The organism is Prescottella soli, from assembly GCF_040024445.1.
Lineage (GTDB): Bacteria > Actinomycetota > Actinomycetes > Mycobacteriales > Mycobacteriaceae > Prescottella > Prescottella soli.
Window position 1 is genome coordinate 3,271,950 of sequence record NZ_CP157276.1, and the last position, 18,109, is coordinate 3,290,058.

Below are 18,109 nucleotides of genomic sequence, written 5' to 3' on the forward strand. Positions count from 1 at the left end.
GCCCGCTGACATGCACCGCCTCTTTATCGAATGGAACAAACGTCCAGCGTTTTGATAGTAATTGCACTGCAGTTCAATCTTAGCCCCACTTCAGGCCTTTGTTAACAATGCCGCGAGTTGCGCGCTCCTCGTGGATTCCGCAATATTCTTCAATTTCAAGCGAAGGCGCATTTTGGTCGTTTAGTGTCTGAACCCGGTCCACGGCGCTCCTCACAAGGTGGTTCCTGGATCAGCCTTCAACCGGGGTGCAAGCCGGGCGACTACGCCCAACCCGCACGTGCAATCAAGGGAAGAAGATCCACTTAACTGCACAACACGGAGGTCATGAAATATGAGTCGAGCAAGGATTGGGGTCGGTGCAGCGGCGATGGCTGCGGCCGCGGCCCTCGGGTTCGCCGGTACTGCTCAGGCGGTCGCGCCTGTCAACGCGATTCCGACGGCGGACAACACCCTCTGCGGGAATGTTTACGCGGGAACCTGGGTCGAGAATGGCGCTCCGCCTGCGGGCGCCACCGCTCTCCAGGGCGCTACCGTCTCCGCGACGGTGTACGACAAGAACAACGTCGCGCAGACGACTCAGGCTTCGAGTACGAATGCTACGGGCGGGTACTGCATCACTGACACGTCCGGAACGTTGAAGTCGACCGTCCTTGCCGGGGGGTACGCGGTGCTCACCGCCACATCGCTGCCGGCGGGCCACACGATCAATCCCCCGAGTTCAAACCCCTGGGCGACAAGTGGTGGCCAGACCAAGATCGACACCGGAGTATTCCTCGCCCATCAGTATGGCGGGTTGCTGAGCTCGAAGGCTTACCAGTTCCACTTCGCAACCACCTAAACTTCGCATCAGCGAGTGGCGACGTCTGACGTTGCCGCGATCTGCTCCTGATGAAGGACAGGCCTCGGGTGGGTCACTTCGGTGGCGCACTCGAGGCCTGTCGGCGTTGCCGGCCATGCTTGGTTCATTTCTCTCCGCGGATGGCAAACGAGCCCACCAGGCCGACCTCCCGAGGATTACGTGCACGGCGGTCGGCAGTATTAGCGCAGCCCGCTGTCGCGCCGTGGGCCAGGTTGGTGTTGGAGAAAGGGTCGGCGACACAGTAGCCGGACCACATCCTATGGCGGCGCGGCTTCTCGATCGTGGCGCCGACCGTCGGGCCCGGGGCGCAGCTACTAGCGTTTGAATAGCTGATAGCTGGATCCGACGATGTTACGGGTTGCTTCATAACGGTCGACCGCCCGCTGCCGTTGGTCGTCCCGACCCGGTCTGGCCGCTGCGGGATTGTGCGTACCAGTAGCTGGTCCTACCGGGGAGCTGTGCGACCAGAGCGTGTTGGCGGCGTCGGATTGGGCGGCGCCAAGCGCAGATTAGCCGCTGGGAGCCGGCGTGCTGCGAGGGTTGATCGGCTGCACAGCCAGCCGCTCGCCTCAAACAGTTAATTGTTCAAAATTGTACTCCAGTGCAATTATTCCAATCCGCCAAATGCGATCGACAACGCGCTCGAGACTAGCGCATTTCGGTGCGACTACAGCGGGGTTTAGCTGCGCGGAAACGCCAGGTCGCGGGCCCTCTTGGGTGGTAGCGATCGGGGCGAAAAGGACATCGCTCGTAGTATTTTGAAGGTCCTTGCCGAAAAGCTACCCAAATTGGACCGGCTTGCGTTACCTTCAGTGCCATCACAGCCGCAGGGGTGTCAGGGTGGGGCAATCGGGGGGCCCGGCGTGAGGACTTCTGGAGTGTTCTGTGTGCTGCTCGATATCGCTCTTCATGGAAGATGGGGGCGACGCCGGGCAGGTATTCGAGGAATGGGTCCAACAACGATGAGAGGGTGGGATTTCGTATGAGCGTGATGTTCTTGGATGCGACAGCAAAGTTGCTGCAAGATCTGGTGGGCAATGTGTACCTCGGATCGTTCATGCCGGGTATTGACGGCGCCACAGGCTCGCTGGTCCAGGCCATCGGACTCAGCTGACGGCGGCCGCGAGTAACCTCCCAAACTATTCTGACGACAGGAGTGGACGATGGATCTGGGATCGATCGCCAAAATGTTCGAGCCGCCGTACGGGGATATTGTGAAGCAGATCATCGGGATGGTTCTATTCATGCCGATTGCTGCATCGGTAGTCCCCAATATGTTCTAGACCCTTCATTCCGGGCTTCGGCAATTTTGAGGAGAGTGAATCGTAGTGGATACCGGTAGTCTCGTAAACCTGATTACGAGCGTTGACGTGGGATCTTTGATACCAGTGCTTGCACCTCTGCAGGACCTGTCTAACGCACTGTTCAAGGCTATCGGCGATGTCATCGCCCTGTGGCCGGCAGGTTCGGCTGTTTCGAACAGCAGCATCCAGGCGGCCCTCGGCTCTGTCGGCGGCCTGTCATAAGAAAGGGAAGAACATGTTCGATCTATCATTCACCTACAGTTCCGACATCGTGAAGTTTGGATCTGTCGATCTGGTGAACACTTTCGCCAAGTATCTGACCGCCCTGTCTGTTTGGTGAGCGTGTCCGAGGAGTGCCTGGAGGCCTCCTCTGTCCAGTCCATCGTCTAGAGGAAGGTGTTGAGATGCTGCAGGGTTATGTGGATAAGATGATCCGATGGGTGGGTATGGTGCTTGACCTGACGGCCACTGGAAGCAAGTTCATCAAGGATCCGCCCGTCAAGTGATCGACTCGAGTGTAATGAGTCATCGTTTCTGGATCCCTACGCAAAATCTGAGTGGTTGGCAGTCTGTCCGTGTGTGAAGTCGAGGTTCCTTTGTGCTCCAGCGGAGGGGAACCTCGACTTCGCAACATTATGAATGTGGTGCATAGATGTTTGGCGGGCCGCTCCGTGTGGCCGGTGCGCCGTACGGAGTGATTCATGCATGCGTCTCAGCAGCTCGCCTCAGGAATCGAACTTTTGGATCCGCGCGACGCCGATTTCGTCTACAACGAGTACGACGGCCACCTGAGCCATCTGCTTGCCGTGTACCTCTTCGACACCTCGCGGCACCCGGACGCCGAGTTCTCGCAAGATAAGGCGGTCGAGTGGGCCACCGCGCGACTCGGCCACCACCGCATGTTCACGCACACCATCCGGCGCGTACCGCTGGGCCTCGAGCACCCGCACTGGGCGCCCGCCCCGGACTTCGACGTCCGCGACCACGTGCGGGTCACCGCGATCACCGCATCCGGCTGGGCCCCACTGCAACAACACCTCGACACACTGCTGACCACGCGGATGGACCTCACCCGCCCGCCGTGGGAACTGCACTTCTTCACTGGCGTGGAAGGACTCGGCGATTTACCCGGCCGGCTGACGGCTGTGGTGCTCAAAGCCCACCACAGCGCGGGCGACGGACTGGCGGTCCTGGAACTGGCCCAGAACATCTTCTCGGACAACGTGCGGCCGGCCGGCGTCGAACGCGCCGTGCCGTTCTTGCGCGGGCGGATGTTTATGAAGTCGGTGTTGGATCTCCCCCGACAGCTACTCCGGTTCGCCAAGGAAGTCCCCGGCAACCGCGCGGCCGGCCGGGCAGTGAAGGAGGCAGAGGCCGCCAGCGAATGGGGCGAGTATCTCCGCGAGCAGCCCGCCATCCGCTTCAACGGCAAGGCGAGCGGATCCGGATCGATGGCGCCGATAACCCTGTCCACGAGTGTGATTCGGCGAATCAGAGATGTGGTTCCGGGGGCCACCGTCAACGATGCCCTGCTCGCCGTCGTCGGCGGAGCTCTCGCGCGGTACCTGGCAGAGAAGGGTAAACCGCACAAGGGGTCCCTGGCGGCGATGGTGCCGCGATCCATGCGCAAGGTGGAGGAATGGGAGTCGGCGAACCGTCTGGCGGTCATGGTCGTCGACATGCACACCGACGTCCTGAACCCACTCGATCGGTTGGCGCGCATCGCCCAGTCGTCGAAGTCGGAGAAGACCCGCACCTCCCACCTCGCGTCCCGCCGCCTCGCGGCCGTGGTCGAGGCAGCGCCGCCACCCCTGCTGAGGCTGATCGCATACTCGCGCAAGAAGAACACCCACGACCTCAGCCGCCCCCGCTACCAGCACACGATGGTCAGCAACATGCCCTTCTCGATCGCGGGCTTCACGCTCAACGGCGCACCGGCGGTGGCGGTGATCGGGGCCCAACCGCCTGTCGATGGAGACGGTCTGCGTCACTTCGTCGTGACGACCGCGGACGGCAGCCTGATGCTGACGGTGGTCGCCGATTCGGCGACGATGCCCGACCCGGACCACTACCTTGGCCTGATTCGCGCGAGTCTCGCCGAACTCGAGGAGGCCGCGGCCGACGCGACGAAACAGGACCCGTCGGACGAGATCGCCTCCTGACCGGATCCGCCGCGTGCGGCGCAACCTGCCTGCTCGAGCTCGCGCCGCCCGCGCGCCTTCGCCGCTAGTCTGATACCCAACGTGCCGCACCACACGAGCCGATCGGAGTGGACGATGTCACCAGCGAACGAGACCAGGCCGGTGATCGTGGGCGTCGACGGATCCGACGCCGCAATCCACGCGGTCAAGTGGGCCGCCGTCGAGGCACACGCACGCAAGGTGCCACTCAAGCTGGTGCACGTCATCGACACCGAAAACGACTTCCCGTTCGTCGCCGACGACCTCGAAGAAGAAGAGGCGTTCGGGCGCAGCTCGCTGAAAGCGGGCCGGGAAGCGGCCACCGTCGAGGACTACACCGTCGACGTCGAGGTCGAACTCCTCCGCGGCCGCGTCAACCGGGCGTTCGTCGACCTGTCCGAACACGCGAGCCTGCTGGTGGTCGGCTCGGTCGGCACCGGATTCTTCGCCCGCATGGTGCTCGGCTCCACGGCGCTGTCGCTCGCACACCACGCCAAGTGCACGGTCGCGGTGGTCCGCGGCGCCGACGGCAGCCCCGAGCCGCCCACCAGGGGCGCGATCATCGCCGGGGTCGACCACTCCGACAGCGCCGACATCGTCGTCGGGACCGCGATGCAGGAGGCGTCCATCCGGCACACCGAGATGATGGCAATCCACGCGCGCCGCCGCCGCGGCAGCAAGGAGGCCGACGAGGAGGCGCGCGGCCGGATCGACCGCCTGATCGCGACGTGGGGTGCGAAGTTCCCGTCCGTGCAGGTGGAGACCGTCATCGCCGAGGCCGGCCCGACGAAACATTTGGTGTCGCTCAGCGCCACCGCGCGGTCGATCGTGGTCGGCACCCGCGGCCTCGGCGGGTTCGAGGCCGCGGTGCTCGGCTCCACCAGCCAGTCGCTGCTCTACCACGCACAGTGCCCGGTGATCATCGCCCGATCCCGCGTCACGCCCTGACCGTGCGGGAACTGTCGTGGACCGTGGTGGGCACCGACTCGACGCGCTCGACGTCGACCTGATCGGCCGGCTGCGCGCCGAACCGCGGATCGGGATGCTCGAGCTGTCGCGTCGGGCCGGCGTCGCGCGGGCCACGGTGCAGGCCCGGCTGCGCCGACTCGAGGACGCCGGCATCGTCACCGGATACGGACCCGAAATCGATTTGCGCACAGCCGGATACCCGGTACAGGCGTTCGTGACGCTGGAGATCGCGCAGGGTTCGCTGGGGCAGCTGACGAAGGAACTCGAGGAGTTCCCGGAGGTGGTGCAGGCGTGGGCGACCACCGGCGCCGGCGACGTCCTCTGCCGGGTGGCGGCCGCATCCCACGACGACCTGCAGGCGCTGCTGATCGAACTGCACCACTCGTCGACGGTCGCGCGGTCGGTTTCGGTGGTGGTGCTGTCCGAAATCGTGCCATTCCGGACACTGCCGCTGATCGCGAAAACTGTTCGCCCGCAGGATCACGACAATTCACCCAGGCGTGGCACGTGACCGAGCAGCGCCGACAGCCGGACCCTACACTTCGCCGCGTGGACAGACGAACGTTTCTTGCGATGTTGGCGGCGGGCGCCTTATCGCTGACCGCGGGTTGCACCATCGACGGATCCGCCACGCCACAATCGGCACCGGCTGCGGCCGCACCGCCGCCGCAGCCGCAGAAGCCGCTGCTGCCCGGCCCGCCGCCGCCGTCGTCGCGCGTCCCCGTCCCTCCCGGCCCCCTCACCGCCATTCCCGGTCCGGGCAACAACCTCGCGCTCACGGTCGACGACGGCACCGACCCCAACGTCGTCGCCGCCTACATCCAGTTCGCGAAGGACACCGGCGCCCGGTTCACGTTCTTCGTCACCGCCGTCTACGACTCGTGGACCATGCACAAGGACGCGCTGCGCCCGCTCGTCGACAGCGGCCAGATCCAGCTCGGCAACCACACGTGGGACCACCCCGACCTGACGAAGCTGTCGACCGCCGCCGCGGCGTCCCAGTTCGACAGCACCAAGACGTTCCTGCGCAACACCTTCGGTGTCGACGGCACCCCCTTCTTCCGGCCGCCGTACGGCTATCGGAACGCGACGGTCGACAGGATCGCCGCCGACCACGGCTACACGGTGCCGACCCTGTGGGCGGGCTCGCTGTCCGACTCGGGGGTGATCACCGAGCAGTACCTGCTCGAGTGCGCGCGCAAGTACTTCGTCGCCCAGGCGATCGTGATCGGGCACGCCAACCATCCGCCCGTCACCCACGTCTACGGGCAGCTCGTCGACATCATCCGTGAACGGAACCTGTCGATGGTCACGCTCAGCGACGCGTTCCTTACTCCCCAGCACTGAACGGACCACCCGTTCCGGAGCCGCGTCGGCCGGACGCGCGCGCTGTCGGAGGGTGCTGGGAGGATCGGGGGCGTGGATGCCGTACACACCGTCGTCGAATCGCCCGTCGGGCCGCTGACGCTGGTCCGCAACCCGGACGGGCTGTGCGGGCTGTACATGAACGCGCAGCGTCACCTGCCCGACAGCGACCGGTTCGGCCCGCGCGTCGGCGAGGGATTCGACGCGGTGACCGCGCAGCTGGGCGAGTACTTCGCCGGCACGCGCACCGAGTTCACGGTGCCGCTCGCGCCGCGGGGCACCGAGTTCCAGCAGCGGGTGTGGGCGGCGCTGCGGACCATCCCGTACGGCGAGACCTGGACGTACCTGCAGCTCGCGGAGCATCTCGGCAACCCCGCCGCGATCCGCGCCGTGGCCGCGGCGAACGGGCGGAACCCGATCGGCATCATCGTCCCCTGCCACCGGGTCATCGGCAGCGACGGCTCGCTCACCGGCTACGCGGGCGGGCTCGAGCGCAAGCGGTTCCTGCTCGATCTGGAAAGCCCCGCCTCCGTGGGAATCCAGGATGGACTGTTCTGACGCGGGTCGAACCTCACGTTCCGGCGCCCCGGAGCGTCTACCCGGTGTGGGACTGAAACCGTTCGAGAAGATCGTCACCGAGCACGGGCCGGTGGTGCTGCGGGTGTGCCGCGCGCTGCTCGGTCCCGTCGACGCCGACGACGCCTGGTCCGAGACGTTCCTGGCGGCGCTGCGGGCCTATCCCGACCTGGCGCCGGGCGCCAACGTCGAGGCGTGGCTGGTGACCATCGCGCACCGCAAGGCCGTCGACGTCCACCGCGTCCGGCAGCGGACGCCGATCCCGACGGACGACCTGCCCGACCGGGCGTCGCCGCGGGATCTGCCCGGCACGTTCGACCACGAACTGTGGGACGCGCTGGCCGAGCTGCCGTTCACGCAGCGGGCCGCCGTCGTCTACCACCACCTGGCCGGCCTGCCGTACGCGGAGGTCTCGGCGATCCTCGGCAACAGCACCGTCGCGGCCCGCCGCGCCGCCGCCGACGGCATCGCCCGCCTGCGGCGCACCTACCCGGCCGACACCGAACCATTCGCACAGGAAGGAGCCGTCCGATGAGCGTCATCCCCACCCCGAGCATCGATCCCTCGGATCTGAGCCGCCTGCACGCCCGCCTGGCCGCCGCCGCCAACCGCGACGGGCTCCTCGACATCGCCTACCGGTCCGTCGACACCCCCGTCGGCCGGCTGCTGCTCGCCGCCACCGACGCCGGACTGGTCCGGGTCGCCTACCCGCGCGAGGACCACGACGCGGTGCTCGCGACGCTGGCCGCGCAGGTGAGCCCGCGCATCCTCGAGGCCCCGGCCCGGCTGGACGTCGCGGCCCGCCAGCTCGACGAGTACTTCGCGCACCGGCGCACCCGCTTCGAGGTGCCCCTCGACCTGCGGCTGTCCAGCGGATTCCGCCGCACGGTCCTCACCCACCTGCCCGACATCGCGTACGGCACCACCGCCAGCTACGCGCAGGTGGCCGAGGCGTCCGGCAGCCCCCGCGCGGTTCGGGCCGTCGGCACGGCCTGCGCCACCAACCCGCTGCCGCTGTTCGTGCCGTGCCACCGGGTGGTGCGCAGCGACGGCAGCATGGGCCAGTACGCGGGCGGCGCCGACACCAAGCGCGCGCTGCTGACGCTGGAGGCGGCATGAGCACGCTCACCGAGCGCGTCGACGCGGTCGAGTGGCCGGCGCTGCTCGACGAACTCGACCGGTTCGGGGGCGCCCAGAGCGCGCGTCCGGTCCTCGAGCCCGACGAGTGCCGCGCCCTCGCCGACCTCTACGACCACGAGGGCCGGTTCCGGTCGACGGTCGACATGGCGCGCCACCGCTACGGCTCCGGCCGGTACCGATACTTCGCCTACCCGCTACCGGCGCCGATCGCCGAGATGCGGGCGCGGTTCTACGTGAAACTGCTGCCGGTGGCGCGCGAGTGGGCGTGGCGACTCGGCCGCCCGGCGCCGTGGCCCGACACCCTCGACGAGTGGCTCGCGATGTGCCACGAGGCGGGTCAGGTGCGGCCCACCCCGCTGATCCTGCGGTACGGGGCCGGCGACTGGAACGCACTGCATCGGGACCTGTACGGCGAGTTGATGTTTCCACTGCAGGTGGTCATCGGGCTCGACCAGCCCGGCGTCGACCACGAGGGCGGGGAGTTCCTGCTCGTCGAGCAACGGGCCCGGGCGCAGTCCCGCGGCACCGCGACCGTGCTGCGGCAGGGCCACGCCTTCGTCTTCACCACCAACGACCGACCGGTGCAGTCGGTGCGCGGGTGGTCCGCGGCGCCGATGCGGCACGGTGTCAGCACGGTGCGCAGCGGCACCCGGCGCACCCTCGGCCTCGTCCTGCACGACGCGGAATGAGCGAGGGATGTACACACTGATCGGCCGGGACGGGAAACCGTACGAGAGCAACACTCCCGGCGCTCTCGGCGGTCACCGGCGCGGCCGCATCTACGGAACGCTCGACTGCCCCGGCGCCGCCCGCGCCATCGCCCGCGGCGGCTACGTGACCCAACGCGTCTTCTTCGCCGGCGAGGACACCGCGATCGCGGCCGGCTACCGGCCGTGCGCGGTCTGCCTGCGGGACAAGTACGACGCGTGGAAGGCCGTGTCGGGGAAGGGGAGTCGGTAGATGTCGGCGCTCATCCCACGGCCCCGCCGCACGGTCGCCCCCGGTGCCGTACTGGTCCCCGACTGGCTCGATCTCGACGAGCAACGCCGACTCGTCGACGCGTGCCGCGAGTGGGCGCGCGGACCGGTGCCGATGCGCGCCGCCCGACTGCCGACGGGACACTCGATGTCGGTGCAGACCGTCTGCCTCGGTTGGCACTGGCAGCCGTACCGCTACAGCCGCATCGCCGACGACGCCGGCGGCGGTCGGGTGCTTCCCGTGCCGGAGTGGTTGGCGCAGTTGGGGAAACGGGCCGTCGCCGACGCCTACGGCGACCTCGACGCCGCCGCGTCGTACGAGCCCGACGCCGCGCTGATCAACTTCTACGACGACACCGCCCGCATGGGCATGCACCGCGACCAGGAGGAGCGCGCGGACGCACCGGTCGTGTCGCTGAGCATCGGCGACACGTGCACGTTCCGTTTCGGCAACCCCGACACGCGCGGCAAGCCGTACACGGACGTCGAGCTCGAGTCGGGGGATCTGTTCGTCTTCGGCGGCCCGTCCCGATTCGCGTATCACGGTGTGCCCAAGGTCTTTCCGGGCAGCGCGGATCCGGAGTGCGGGCTGACGTCGGGGCGGCTCAACATCACGCTGCGTGTCACGGGCTTGGAGGACAATCGATGACCGGTGCCGCGCTCCACCTCCCGTTCCGCCCGCCGTTCACCACTGCACCCATGCTCGGTGCGCTGGCCGCGCACGCCGTCGACGGACTCGAGCGCCACGACCGTGACACCGGAACCCACACCCGCGTGGTCCCGGCCCCGCACGGGCCGTCGGTGGTGAGCGTGCGATTCGACGGCGCCGATCACGTGACGGCGTCGATCCGGACGTCCCACCCCGACGACGTCGCACACGTCGAAGCGGTGGTCCGCCGCTGGCTGGATCTCGACGCCGACACCGAGACCGTCGATGCCGCACTGTCGCGCCACACACTGCTGGCGCCGCACGTGGCAGCAAGACCCGGACTGCGGATCCTCGGCTCGGTCGACGGCTTCGAGACAGCCGTGCTGACGGTGCTCGGGCAGCAGGTGTCGCTGTCGGCAGCAAGAACATTCGGATCACGCTTCGTGACAGCGTTCGGTACCCCGACCGAGTTCGAAGGGTTCGTGAGCTTCCCCGAACCGGAGAAACTGGCCGCGCTCGACCCGCCCGTCATCCAGAAGGCCGTCGGCCTCACCGGTGCCCGCGCCCGCACCGTGCGGGCGCTCGCGGAGGCGGCGGCGGACGGACTGCACCTCGGTCCCGACGCCGACCCGGTCGAGTTCCGCGCCCGCCTGCTCGACCTTCCCGGGATCGGCCCGTGGACCGCCGACTATCTCGCGGTGCGGGTGCTCGGCGACCGCGACGCCTACCCGTCGGGTGATCTGGTGCTGCGCCGGGCGCTGGGGGTGAAGACCGCGCGCGAGGCCGCCGCGGCATCGGAGCCGTGGCGGCCGTGGCGGGCGTACGCCCTGTTCCACCTGTGGGCAAGTCAGGCGTTCCTGTAGATCACCCCTGCCCGGCGCGCGCCGGCACCGGTTCGGTGAGGGTCGAGTGGGTTCAGGCCACCGCGGTGCTGGCTTGGTAGATGAGGTGTTCGAGGAGCGTGATCAGTACGGACTTGCACGATTCGCGGTCACGCGCGTCGCAAAGCACGATGGGGGTTTTGGTGTCGAGGTCGAGTGCGTCGCGAACCTCGTCAATCGTGTAGGCCTGGGAGCTGTCAAAGCAGTTCACCGCGATCGCGAACGAGACTCCGCGCCGTTCGAAGTAGTCGATGGCAGCGAACGAGTTCTCCAGCCGGCGGGTATCTGCGAGAACGACGGCGCCGAGGGCCCCACGCACCAGTTCGTCCCAAAGGAACCAGAATCGGTCCTGTCCAGGCGTGCCGAACAGGTACAGCACGAGGCTGTCATCGATGGTGATACGACCGAAGTCCAGGGCCACGGTGGTCGTGGTCTTACCTTCTACGCCCGACAAATCGTCGATGCCGGTGGACAATTCGGAAATCGTCTCCTCGGTGCGTAGTGGTGCGATCTCGCTGACGGAGGACACCATCGTGGTCTTACCGACTCCGAATCCGCCGGCTACGAGGATCTTGACCGAAGCAGCCAGGTCGGCTGAGGACGCATTGTCATGCATGGTTGTCTACAGCTTTCGGATTCCATCGAGCACTGCTTGCAGAATTTTCACGTCGCCGATCCCGGCAATGTCGTTGTAGGAGTCAGCGCTGGCGGGAGCCCGGAAGTTCAGTACTCCCTCGGTGATGAGATCGCCGACCAGGATCTTGGTCACCGCCAGAGGCAGATTCAGGTGCGCCGAGACTTCGGCCACCGACTGCGCGAGACGGCACAGCTGGACGATCTCCGCGTACTCCGATTCGATGTGCCGCAGCCGCGGAGTGGGGGACACGGTCACGACGAGCGTGAGCATGTCGAGATCGTGTCCCGCGCCCATCGTGCGGCCCCGCGTGAGGGTGTACGGGCGGACCAGAGGTCCGGCCGCATCGTCGAACACCGGTTGACCAATACCTGTCACGGCAGTCTATGCTCCACGCTCTGTCGCGCTGTGGCGCGGATCGGTGGACAGATAGCTACCTACGCGCTGCACAGTCATATTCATTTCGTACGCGACCATACCCAGATTTGCGGTGTCGTTGGCCTGCAATGCGATACATGCGTTGCGTCCGGCCGCCGTCACGAACAGCACCGCCTTCTCGAGTTCGATGACGGCCTGGCGAACGCTGCCGCCTTGGAAGCGATGTCCCGCGCTGCGTGCCAGCCCGTACAGAGTGGCCGACATGGCGCCGAAGTGCTCGGCGTCCTCACGGCTCATGGTCGTGGATCGGCCCAGCAGCAGCCCGTCGGTGGAAAGCACGACTGCGTAGCGCACCCCGGCGAGACGATTGACCAGATCGTCGAGAAGCCAGTTCAGATCACCTGAGTTGGACGTCGTCACGTTCACCTTCCATCATCTTTCATTTCGTCCCAGATTGGATGCTCGGGCGCGGGTGCCGATTGTCGAGCCTGCTGGGTACCGTACGTGATGGCGGACATCAGATCTCGCGCTTGCTCCGCCGATCGTTGCGGCTGCTGCGCTTCCGTCTCGGGCTCGGGTTGAGGATCATGCGCCAACTCCGGTGCCAGACTGGCCTGCCGGCGACGGCGAGGCAGGTTCGGGCGACCGTCACCGCCGTTGTCGAGCAACGGTTGCGGGGTGGAGGACGCCCGTTCGGCAGCCGGGGTCGGCACCTCGTGCCACGCGGTTGTAGCGGAATATTCCGTGTACTCGGCCTGTGGCGCGCTGTCGACGCGGTCGAGGTGCGACCACGCCCGCTCCGGGGCAACCGGCTGCACCAGCTGTTCGATGGGAGGCGCCGGAGTGACGGGTGCCAGCGTTGCGACACCCACCGCAGCCGAGGCTGATTCGGCAGAGTCGAGATCCGGCAGCGCGCTGGCAGTCCGCACCTCTGGCCGATGGTCGGCGAACCGATCCGGTACATCGCCGACCACAGGTGTCGTATCGGCGGCGACCACCGAGTTCGGTACCAGCACGATGGCGCGAATGCCGCCGTACTCGGATTCGCTCAGCTGCACACTGATTCCGTGCCGCACCCCCAGCTGCGAAACGATGAACAAGCCCAGGCGTGACGTTTCCGAGAGTGTTTCGACTCCGAAATCCGGTGGATTGCGCAGCATCTCGTTGACGCGGTCGAGTTCTTCGGCGGACATTCCCATGCCCTGATCGCTGATCTCGATCACGACCCCCTTGCCGACCACGGTGCCGCTCACTTCGACGCGCGACTGCGGCGGGGAGAACGCCGTCGCGTTGTCGAGCAGTTCGGCGAGCAGGTGGATGAGGTCGGCAACCACGTTGCCGACGATGAACACCTGAGGCATGCGACGGTTGTGCACCCGCGTGTAGTCGAGGCTCTCGCTGATCGCGCTACGCACCAGATCGACCAGCGGCACCGGAGTCCGCCACTGGCGGCCGGGCTGGCCGCCACCGAGGATGACAAGGTTCTCGGCGTTGCGGCGTTCGCGGGTCGCCAGGTGGTCGAGTCGGAAGAATGCGTCCAGCATGGCGGGATCCTCCTGGCGTTGTTCCGCCTCGTCGAGGACCTCGAGTTGCCGGTGCACCACCATCTGGCTTCGGTGGGCGATGTTGAGGAACACCGCGCGCACACCCTCGCGGGTGCGGGCCTCGGTGACGGCGGCAGACACGGCGGCCGTGTGTGCGCGGTTGAAAGCCTTAGCCACCGAGCCGATCTCGTCGTCACCGAAGTCCAGGTGCGCAGCCTGGGGATCAATCTGCTCGCCCGCGGCCAGCTTGCGCATGGTCTCGGGCAGTTCGACCTCTGCCAGGTCCAGCGTTTCCTTGCGTAGGCGCTTGAGCCGGCCGATCAGCCGGTTGGCCAGCCACAGCGACAGCAGGAAGGCCACGAGCGCAAGCGCGAGCACAGCCGCACCCGCCCACAGTGAGTTCGCCGCCGTGCGCTTGCCCTCGTCGGCAGCGATCTGGTTCGCATGGTCGTTCAGGCTCTTCCATGCGTCGATCACGGGTACAGACAGCTGTTCCTGCGCGGAACGCCACTCGGCGAAGGTCATTGGCGGTGGCGGGACGTCACCGTATTTGTCCGGCTTCGGCGGATTGATGAGGTAGTCCTCCATCGCGGCCACCTGCTGCCAGCCGGGAGATGCAAGTGCTGCCCGGATCGTGTCAGCTGCTGGATCAGCGCCCAGGTCGGCGGCGAGCTGCGGAAGTGCGATCCGATACGACCCGACCAGATTTCGATAGTCGTTACGCAGTGGACCGCTGCTGAGCCGTCCATTCAGTTCAGCAGCGGTGAGCGCGGCGGACCGCGACATTCCCTCCACCGCGTAGAGGGTGCGCACAGCATTGAGGAGTGTGACGCCGACCTGGGCGTTGGGCGCGTTGGAGGTGATGAGGTTGCTGCCGAGCGCAACCGCATCGAGAATGCGGTTGTAGATGGCGTATGTGTCCTCGATCGACATTCGTCCTGCGTCGATCTGACCGCGAATCTGGGGCAGGGCAGCGCTCAAGGTGTCGAACCCACCCGTGTCGGCACCCATGGCACCCCTCGACAGGGTCTCCAGCTTTGGTGAGTAGAGAGCCAGCTCCGCGAACGCGGTGTCGAGTTTCTTCCGTGTTGCGTCGAGCGCGGCCGGATCGCTCTGTTCACCGGACAGCTGCCACAGCGACAGCATCCGCTCCTGTTCCACCCAGGCAACCACATCGCGAGCGTGGCTCACGGCTTCTTGGTTCGCGGCCGCCCATTGCTCGGAATGTCGACCCTCACGAATCAGGTAGCCCGCGGTTCCTACACCGATACCGAGCAATGCCAGGCTAGGCACCAATGCGATGGCCAGGATCCGGGCTCGGATGCCGAGGCGCACTTTCAACATCGGGGCAATATAGCTGACTGATTCTCAGATGTATACCTCGGCTTCACAGCCCCGATTTTCTCTCGATCCGGTCGGCCCCTTGGTTTTTGACACCTAGGGGTGGTGGTGTGGATTGTGGGCGCTTCCGAGCGGCCGGCGATGTAGACCAGGCCGGTGTCCCACCGATCAACCCACGTCCGCTTCCCTGTCTCGCGCAGGCGGCGGCGGACGGACTGCACCTCGGTCCCGACGCCGACCCGGTCGAGTTCCACGCCCGCCTGCTCGGCCTTCCCGGGATCGGCCCGTGGACCGCCGAATATCTCGCGGTGAGGGTGCTCAGCGACCGCGACGCCTACCCATCGGGTGATCTGGTGCTGCGCCGGGCGCTGGGGGGTGAAGACCGCGCGCGAGGCCGCCGCGGCATCGGAGCCGTGGCGGCCGTGGCGGGCGTACGCCCTGTTCCACCTGTGGCGAGTCAGGCGTTCCTGTGAGGACACGCGGCGCCGGCGCCTACCGGGGCAGCGGGCGCAACCCGATCATCGTCCGGGCCGAGGCGTAGACGTAGCGCCCCGGCTGCGGGGACGCCAGCATGCCGTTCGAGGAGAGGGCGTCGGGATCGTCGTCGATCGCCAGGAACGGGGTTTCCCAGGGTGATTCGCCACTCCTAGTGTCGACCGCACGGATTCCCTCGGCGCCGAGCGTCAGCACGATATTTCCGTCCAGGGCATCGACGGTCCCGAGGGATTCGTCGTCATGGCGCCACAGTCGGCTTCCGGTGCGCAGGTCGAGTCCCGTCGTCGTCTTCGTGCCGTGGTCGCGCAGGACTGCGACGTCCCCGGCCACCGCGACCGCGGTGCCCTGGGTGGTGTTCGCGTTGTACTCGTCGGCTTCACGAGCGGAGATCAGGTCGGGGCTGGTCCACAGCAGTGCGCCGGTTCGCCGATCGTACGCACCGTCGCCGAGCAGCAGCGGAATCCCATCGTCGGCCGGTCTGTCGAGCGAAAGAGGCTGTGCTACTTCGCTGTCGACGGAGGCGAGTGTGCGTCCGCTGCGATCGACGGCATCGGAACCGGTGATCCGATGGCCGACGCAGTCGGTGCGGAATCGGACGACCACGCCGCCGTCGCTCGGGGTCGCGCGCGAGCAACCGTCCAACCGCGCAGTCCAGGTGGGTCGTCCGCTGTCGAGGTCGAATCCGGCGACATCCGGGCCGAGCGTGAGCACTCCCTGACCGTGCGACACGTCCAGAGCGTTGGTCAGGTCGTCCTCCCAGACAGACCCCATCGCGAAGGGCTGCGACCACTGTCCGTCCGGATCGGCAAGAGTTCCGGCGTGGAGGCGGACGTCGTCGTCCTCGATGTTTCCCTCCGCGACGTACAAACGATCGTCCACGGCAGCGAGTGCGAAAACCATCCAGTCCGTGGGTGTTCGGGTGATCTCGCCCGTGCCGAGGTCGAAGCCGACGAGCGCGGGTTCGGTCGCGGCCGGCGACGTGAAGCACACGAGCTGGCCGTCGACGGGAACCGACGTGCATCCCCCGAGATCGTCGGCCGGGCTCTGCCAGCGCACCTCTCCGCTGGCCGCGTCGATGCCGACCATCGCCGGGCTCTTCAGGCTCATGCCGCCATGGGAGACACCGACCACCGACACCAGAACGTCGTTGGCATGGACGAATCCCGGATCACCCCAGTCATATTCGCTTCCGTTACGCGGGTCGCGGAACTCCGCGAAAGACCGGCCGTACATCGCGGCCGCGTCCACCGACCACCCCAGCCCCGGGGCCGCATCGACGGTGCCGGTGATCTTGCGGGTGCCGTCGCCTCCCGCGTGCGCGGCGACGACAACGGCACCGGCGACGGTCACGGCGGCCGTCGTGGCGGCCAGGAGCAGGTTGCGGATCCCTCGATTCACCTCGGCGCCTCGATCCCGGGGGTGAGCGCGATGGCGTCGAGCTGTTCGAACGACAGCGGTGTGGCCGGCGAGTCTGCCGCGGAGACCACCCGGATCATGGTGCCCGACGGCCGCGTGACCGTGACAATGCGTCTCGTCTCGTACGTCGACTCCGATCCGCCGCGCATGCTCACCCCCGTGGAGCTGTGCTGGCTGTGTTCGATGAGGGCGCCGTCGGGCGTCCGCCGGTATGTCGTGATCGGACCGTCATAGCTCGGCACCGGATCGGACGCCGGTAGGTCCTGTCCGCCGGTGATCGCGATCTCCAGCGTCGACTCCTGTCCGGGGGTGGTGACCCGGACCGTCTGGCACACGGCGCTGTCGTCGTACTCGGTCGGCCACAGCTCGCCGAGCGGCCGGTCGAGCGTGACCCCGTCGAGCGGAACTGCGGCGAGCACCGCGCCCAGCCGCTGGGCAGTGGCGCGGTCGATGGTGGGACCCGAGCCCTCCTCGACCGGCGGGTAGCAGGATTCCGGGGGTGCGCCGGTGCCGGGCGGGACGGGTGTCGTGACACGCAGATCGGGTGCGGTGACGATCGAGACCAGTTCGTCGATCGTCAGCGGGATGGTTCCGCTGTTCGTCTGGTTGCCGTCGAGGTTCCCTGCATCGGTGGAGTAGGCCGATACGCGGGTGCCGTCCGGGACGAAGGCGTGGGCGCTGCGCGATAACGTGCGCACACCGTTGGTTTCGGACCAGGTATCGAGGACGTCGACGACGGTTCCGTCCGCGAGCGCGCGGCGGGCGTCGAGTTGTCCCGCGACGCAGGGCGGGAGCGGGTCGGTGCTGGCGCGCACCGACACCGACAGCGAGCCCCGCGTGTCGCCGCGCAGCAGCGTCCCGTATGCGTCCGTGTCGCCACCGTGTTCGACGTCACCGGACTCGTCGGAGGTCATCATGTCGTCGTCGCTGGTGATCGGCTGGAACATCAGCGACTGACCCGGCGACGCGAACGACACCTCGACACCGGCGGGCAGCGCAGCATGCAGCGACTGCGACATGGCGCCGGCCTTGGGGCCGGAGAACCACGGGTAGTCGGGGTTGTCGTAGCCGTACTCGTCGAAACTGACGAATCCGAACCATTCGGTGTGCGCGGGCGGTTCGACGACGTCGCAGCCTGCGATCTGCGTCGGATACGTCACCGACGGCGTGACGTAGGTGAACTCGGGCGCCTCCGGCGCCGCGGCGGTCGTCGTCGTGGTCGGCAACGCGGTCGTGAGTTCGGGTTCAGGGCTGTGGAGGAGACCCGCCACCACAACGCCGGCTGCGACGACGGACACGAGGGACAAACCGAACATCCATGCGGCCACCGTGCGTGACGTCCCCGCGCCGTTGTCGTCGACCATGTCCCTCCCCGTGGCAGACAGCCTCCCGTGGGAAGCT

General features: G+C 67.1%; 19 protein-coding genes and 1 pseudogene. 14 read left to right on the forward strand and 6 right to left on the reverse strand.

Going from position 1 to position 18,109, the window contains the following annotated elements; all coding sequences use genetic code 11:
* The first annotated feature begins 367 nt into the window (after positions 1-367).
* The 13 genes from ABI214_RS15290 to ABI214_RS15350 all read left to right on the forward strand — a co-directional run bounded on the left by ABI214_RS15290 (position 368) and on the right by ABI214_RS15350 (position 10,882).
* On the forward strand, positions 368-838 hold the full coding sequence (locus ABI214_RS15290; protein ID WP_348603375.1) for a hypothetical protein: 471 nt from the start codon (positions 368-370) through the stop codon (positions 836-838).
* A 1,003-nt stretch (positions 839-1,841) separates the two neighbouring features.
* On the forward strand, positions 1,842-1,973 hold the full coding sequence (locus ABI214_RS15295) for a hypothetical protein (protein ID WP_348603376.1): 132 nt from the start codon (positions 1,842-1,844) through the stop codon (positions 1,971-1,973).
* A gap of 891 nt (positions 1,974-2,864) precedes the next feature.
* Positions 2,865-4,325 carry a wax ester/triacylglycerol synthase domain-containing protein gene (locus ABI214_RS15300; protein ID WP_348603377.1) on the forward strand — a complete coding sequence of 487 codons (1,461 nt, stop codon included), beginning with the start codon at positions 2,865-2,867 and terminating at the stop codon, positions 4,323-4,325.
* A gap of 114 nt (positions 4,326-4,439) precedes the next feature.
* The gene (locus tag ABI214_RS15305) at positions 4,440-5,291 is read left to right on the forward strand and encodes a universal stress protein (protein WP_348603378.1); all 852 of its coding nucleotides are present in this window, start codon (positions 4,440-4,442) and stop codon (positions 5,289-5,291) included.
* Between the two features lie 16 nt (positions 5,292-5,307).
* The gene (locus ABI214_RS15310; protein WP_348603379.1) at positions 5,308-5,823 is read left to right on the forward strand and encodes an Lrp/AsnC family transcriptional regulator; all 516 of its coding nucleotides are present in this window, start codon (positions 5,308-5,310) and stop codon (positions 5,821-5,823) included.
* Between the two features lie 62 nt (positions 5,824-5,885).
* On the forward strand, positions 5,886-6,659 hold the full coding sequence (locus ABI214_RS15315; RefSeq protein WP_408587034.1) for a polysaccharide deacetylase family protein: 774 nt from the start codon (positions 5,886-5,888) through the stop codon (positions 6,657-6,659).
* Between the two features lie 72 nt (positions 6,660-6,731).
* Entirely contained in the window at positions 6,732-7,235 is a 504-nt protein-coding gene (locus tag ABI214_RS15320) for a methylated-DNA--[protein]-cysteine S-methyltransferase (protein ID WP_348603381.1), read from the forward strand.
* Positions 7,236-7,281: 46 nt separating this feature from the next.
* On the forward strand, positions 7,282-7,788 hold the full coding sequence (locus ABI214_RS15325) for an RNA polymerase sigma factor (RefSeq protein WP_348603382.1): 507 nt from the start codon (positions 7,282-7,284) through the stop codon (positions 7,786-7,788).
* Complete coding sequence (locus tag ABI214_RS15330; protein ID WP_348603383.1) at positions 7,785-8,372, forward strand: methylated-DNA--[protein]-cysteine S-methyltransferase; 588 nt, start codon at positions 7,785-7,787, stop codon at positions 8,370-8,372. The genes ABI214_RS15325 and ABI214_RS15330 overlap by 4 nt, the downstream gene beginning before the upstream one ends.
* Entirely contained in the window at positions 8,369-9,082 is a 714-nt protein-coding gene (locus ABI214_RS15335) for a 2OG-Fe(II) oxygenase (RefSeq protein ID WP_348603384.1), read from the forward strand. The genes ABI214_RS15330 and ABI214_RS15335 overlap by 4 nt, the downstream gene beginning before the upstream one ends.
* 7 nt (positions 9,083-9,089) lie before the next feature.
* Complete coding sequence (locus ABI214_RS15340) at positions 9,090-9,353, forward strand: metal-binding protein (RefSeq protein WP_348603385.1); 264 nt, start codon at positions 9,090-9,092, stop codon at positions 9,351-9,353.
* Positions 9,354-10,019 carry an alpha-ketoglutarate-dependent dioxygenase AlkB family protein gene (locus ABI214_RS15345; protein ID WP_348603386.1) on the forward strand — a complete coding sequence of 222 codons (666 nt, stop codon included), beginning with the start codon at positions 9,354-9,356 and terminating at the stop codon, positions 10,017-10,019. It abuts the gene before it with no gap.
* Positions 10,016-10,882, forward strand: coding sequence for a DNA-3-methyladenine glycosylase family protein (locus tag ABI214_RS15350; protein ID WP_348603387.1), 867 nt, complete (start codon positions 10,016-10,018; stop codon positions 10,880-10,882). The genes ABI214_RS15345 and ABI214_RS15350 overlap by 4 nt, the downstream gene beginning before the upstream one ends.
* Before the next feature lie 52 nt (positions 10,883-10,934).
* Here the strand turns inward: ABI214_RS15350 and ABI214_RS15355 are convergent, their stop codons facing one another.
* Genes ABI214_RS15355 through ABI214_RS15370 form a run of 4 tightly spaced genes read right to left on the reverse strand, consistent with a single transcriptional unit; the run spans position 10,935 to position 14,800 of the window.
* Positions 10,935-11,516, reverse strand: a complete 582-nt coding sequence (locus ABI214_RS15355) for a GTP-binding protein (RefSeq protein WP_348603388.1) — start codon at positions 11,514-11,516, stop codon at positions 10,935-10,937.
* A gap of 6 nt (positions 11,517-11,522) precedes the next feature.
* Positions 11,523-11,912 carry a DUF742 domain-containing protein gene (locus ABI214_RS15360; RefSeq protein ID WP_348603389.1) on the reverse strand — a complete coding sequence of 130 codons (390 nt, stop codon included), beginning with the start codon at positions 11,910-11,912 and terminating at the stop codon, positions 11,523-11,525.
* A gap of 6 nt (positions 11,913-11,918) precedes the next feature.
* Entirely contained in the window at positions 11,919-12,332 is a 414-nt protein-coding gene (locus ABI214_RS15365; protein ID WP_348603390.1) for a roadblock/LC7 domain-containing protein, read from the reverse strand.
* Positions 12,333-12,334: 2 nt separating this feature from the next.
* Complete coding sequence (locus tag ABI214_RS15370) at positions 12,335-14,800, reverse strand: sensor histidine kinase (protein ID WP_348603391.1); 2,466 nt, start codon at positions 14,798-14,800, stop codon at positions 12,335-12,337.
* Between the two features lie 188 nt (positions 14,801-14,988).
* On the opposite strand from ABI214_RS15370, the pseudogene ABI214_RS15375 reads away from it, so the two are divergent.
* A pseudogene (locus ABI214_RS15375) lies at positions 14,989-15,250 on the forward strand (3-methyladenine DNA glycosylase 2); the annotation flags it as partial.
* A gap of 39 nt (positions 15,251-15,289) precedes the next feature.
* Here ABI214_RS15375 and ABI214_RS15380 read toward each other — a convergent pair.
* Both ABI214_RS15380 and ABI214_RS15385 read right to left on the reverse strand, forming a co-directional pair.
* Complete coding sequence (locus tag ABI214_RS15380; RefSeq protein ID WP_348603392.1) at positions 15,290-16,690, reverse strand: PQQ-binding-like beta-propeller repeat protein; 1,401 nt, start codon at positions 16,688-16,690, stop codon at positions 15,290-15,292.
* Entirely contained in the window at positions 16,687-18,072 is a 1,386-nt protein-coding gene (locus ABI214_RS15385) for a hypothetical protein (protein WP_348603393.1), read from the reverse strand. The genes ABI214_RS15380 and ABI214_RS15385 overlap by 4 nt, the downstream gene beginning before the upstream one ends.
* Positions 18,073-18,109: the final 37 nt, after the last annotated feature.

Coding starts and splice junctions, on each gene's coding strand:
- ABI214_RS15340 (WP_348603385.1), top strand. CDS start 9,090: ATGTACACACTGATCGGCCGGGACGGGAAACCGTACGAGAGCAACACT.
- ABI214_RS15345 (WP_348603386.1), top strand. CDS start 9,354: ATGTCGGCGCTCATCCCACGGCCCCGCCGCACGGTCGCCCCCGGTGCC.
- ABI214_RS15335 (WP_348603384.1), top strand. CDS start 8,369: ATGAGCACGCTCACCGAGCGCGTCGACGCGGTCGAGTGGCCGGCGCTG.
- ABI214_RS15355 (WP_348603388.1), bottom strand. CDS start 11,516: ATGCATGACAATGCGTCCTCAGCCGACCTGGCTGCTTCGGTCAAGATC.
- ABI214_RS15370 (WP_348603391.1), bottom strand. CDS start 14,800: ATGTTGAAAGTGCGCCTCGGCATCCGAGCCCGGATCCTGGCCATCGCA.
- ABI214_RS15315 (WP_408587034.1), top strand. CDS start 5,886: ATGTTGGCGGCGGGCGCCTTATCGCTGACCGCGGGTTGCACCATCGAC.
- ABI214_RS15295 (WP_348603376.1), top strand. CDS start 1,842: ATGAGCGTGATGTTCTTGGATGCGACAGCAAAGTTGCTGCAAGATCTG.
- ABI214_RS15305 (WP_348603378.1), top strand. CDS start 4,440: ATGTCACCAGCGAACGAGACCAGGCCGGTGATCGTGGGCGTCGACGGA.
- ABI214_RS15330 (WP_348603383.1), top strand. CDS start 7,785: ATGAGCGTCATCCCCACCCCGAGCATCGATCCCTCGGATCTGAGCCGC.
- ABI214_RS15290 (WP_348603375.1), top strand. CDS start 368: ATGGCTGCGGCCGCGGCCCTCGGGTTCGCCGGTACTGCTCAGGCGGTC.
- ABI214_RS15385 (WP_348603393.1), bottom strand. CDS start 18,072: ATGGTCGACGACAACGGCGCGGGGACGTCACGCACGGTGGCCGCATGG.
- ABI214_RS15350 (WP_348603387.1), top strand. CDS start 10,016: ATGACCGGTGCCGCGCTCCACCTCCCGTTCCGCCCGCCGTTCACCACT.
- ABI214_RS15300 (WP_348603377.1), top strand. CDS start 2,865: ATGCATGCGTCTCAGCAGCTCGCCTCAGGAATCGAACTTTTGGATCCG.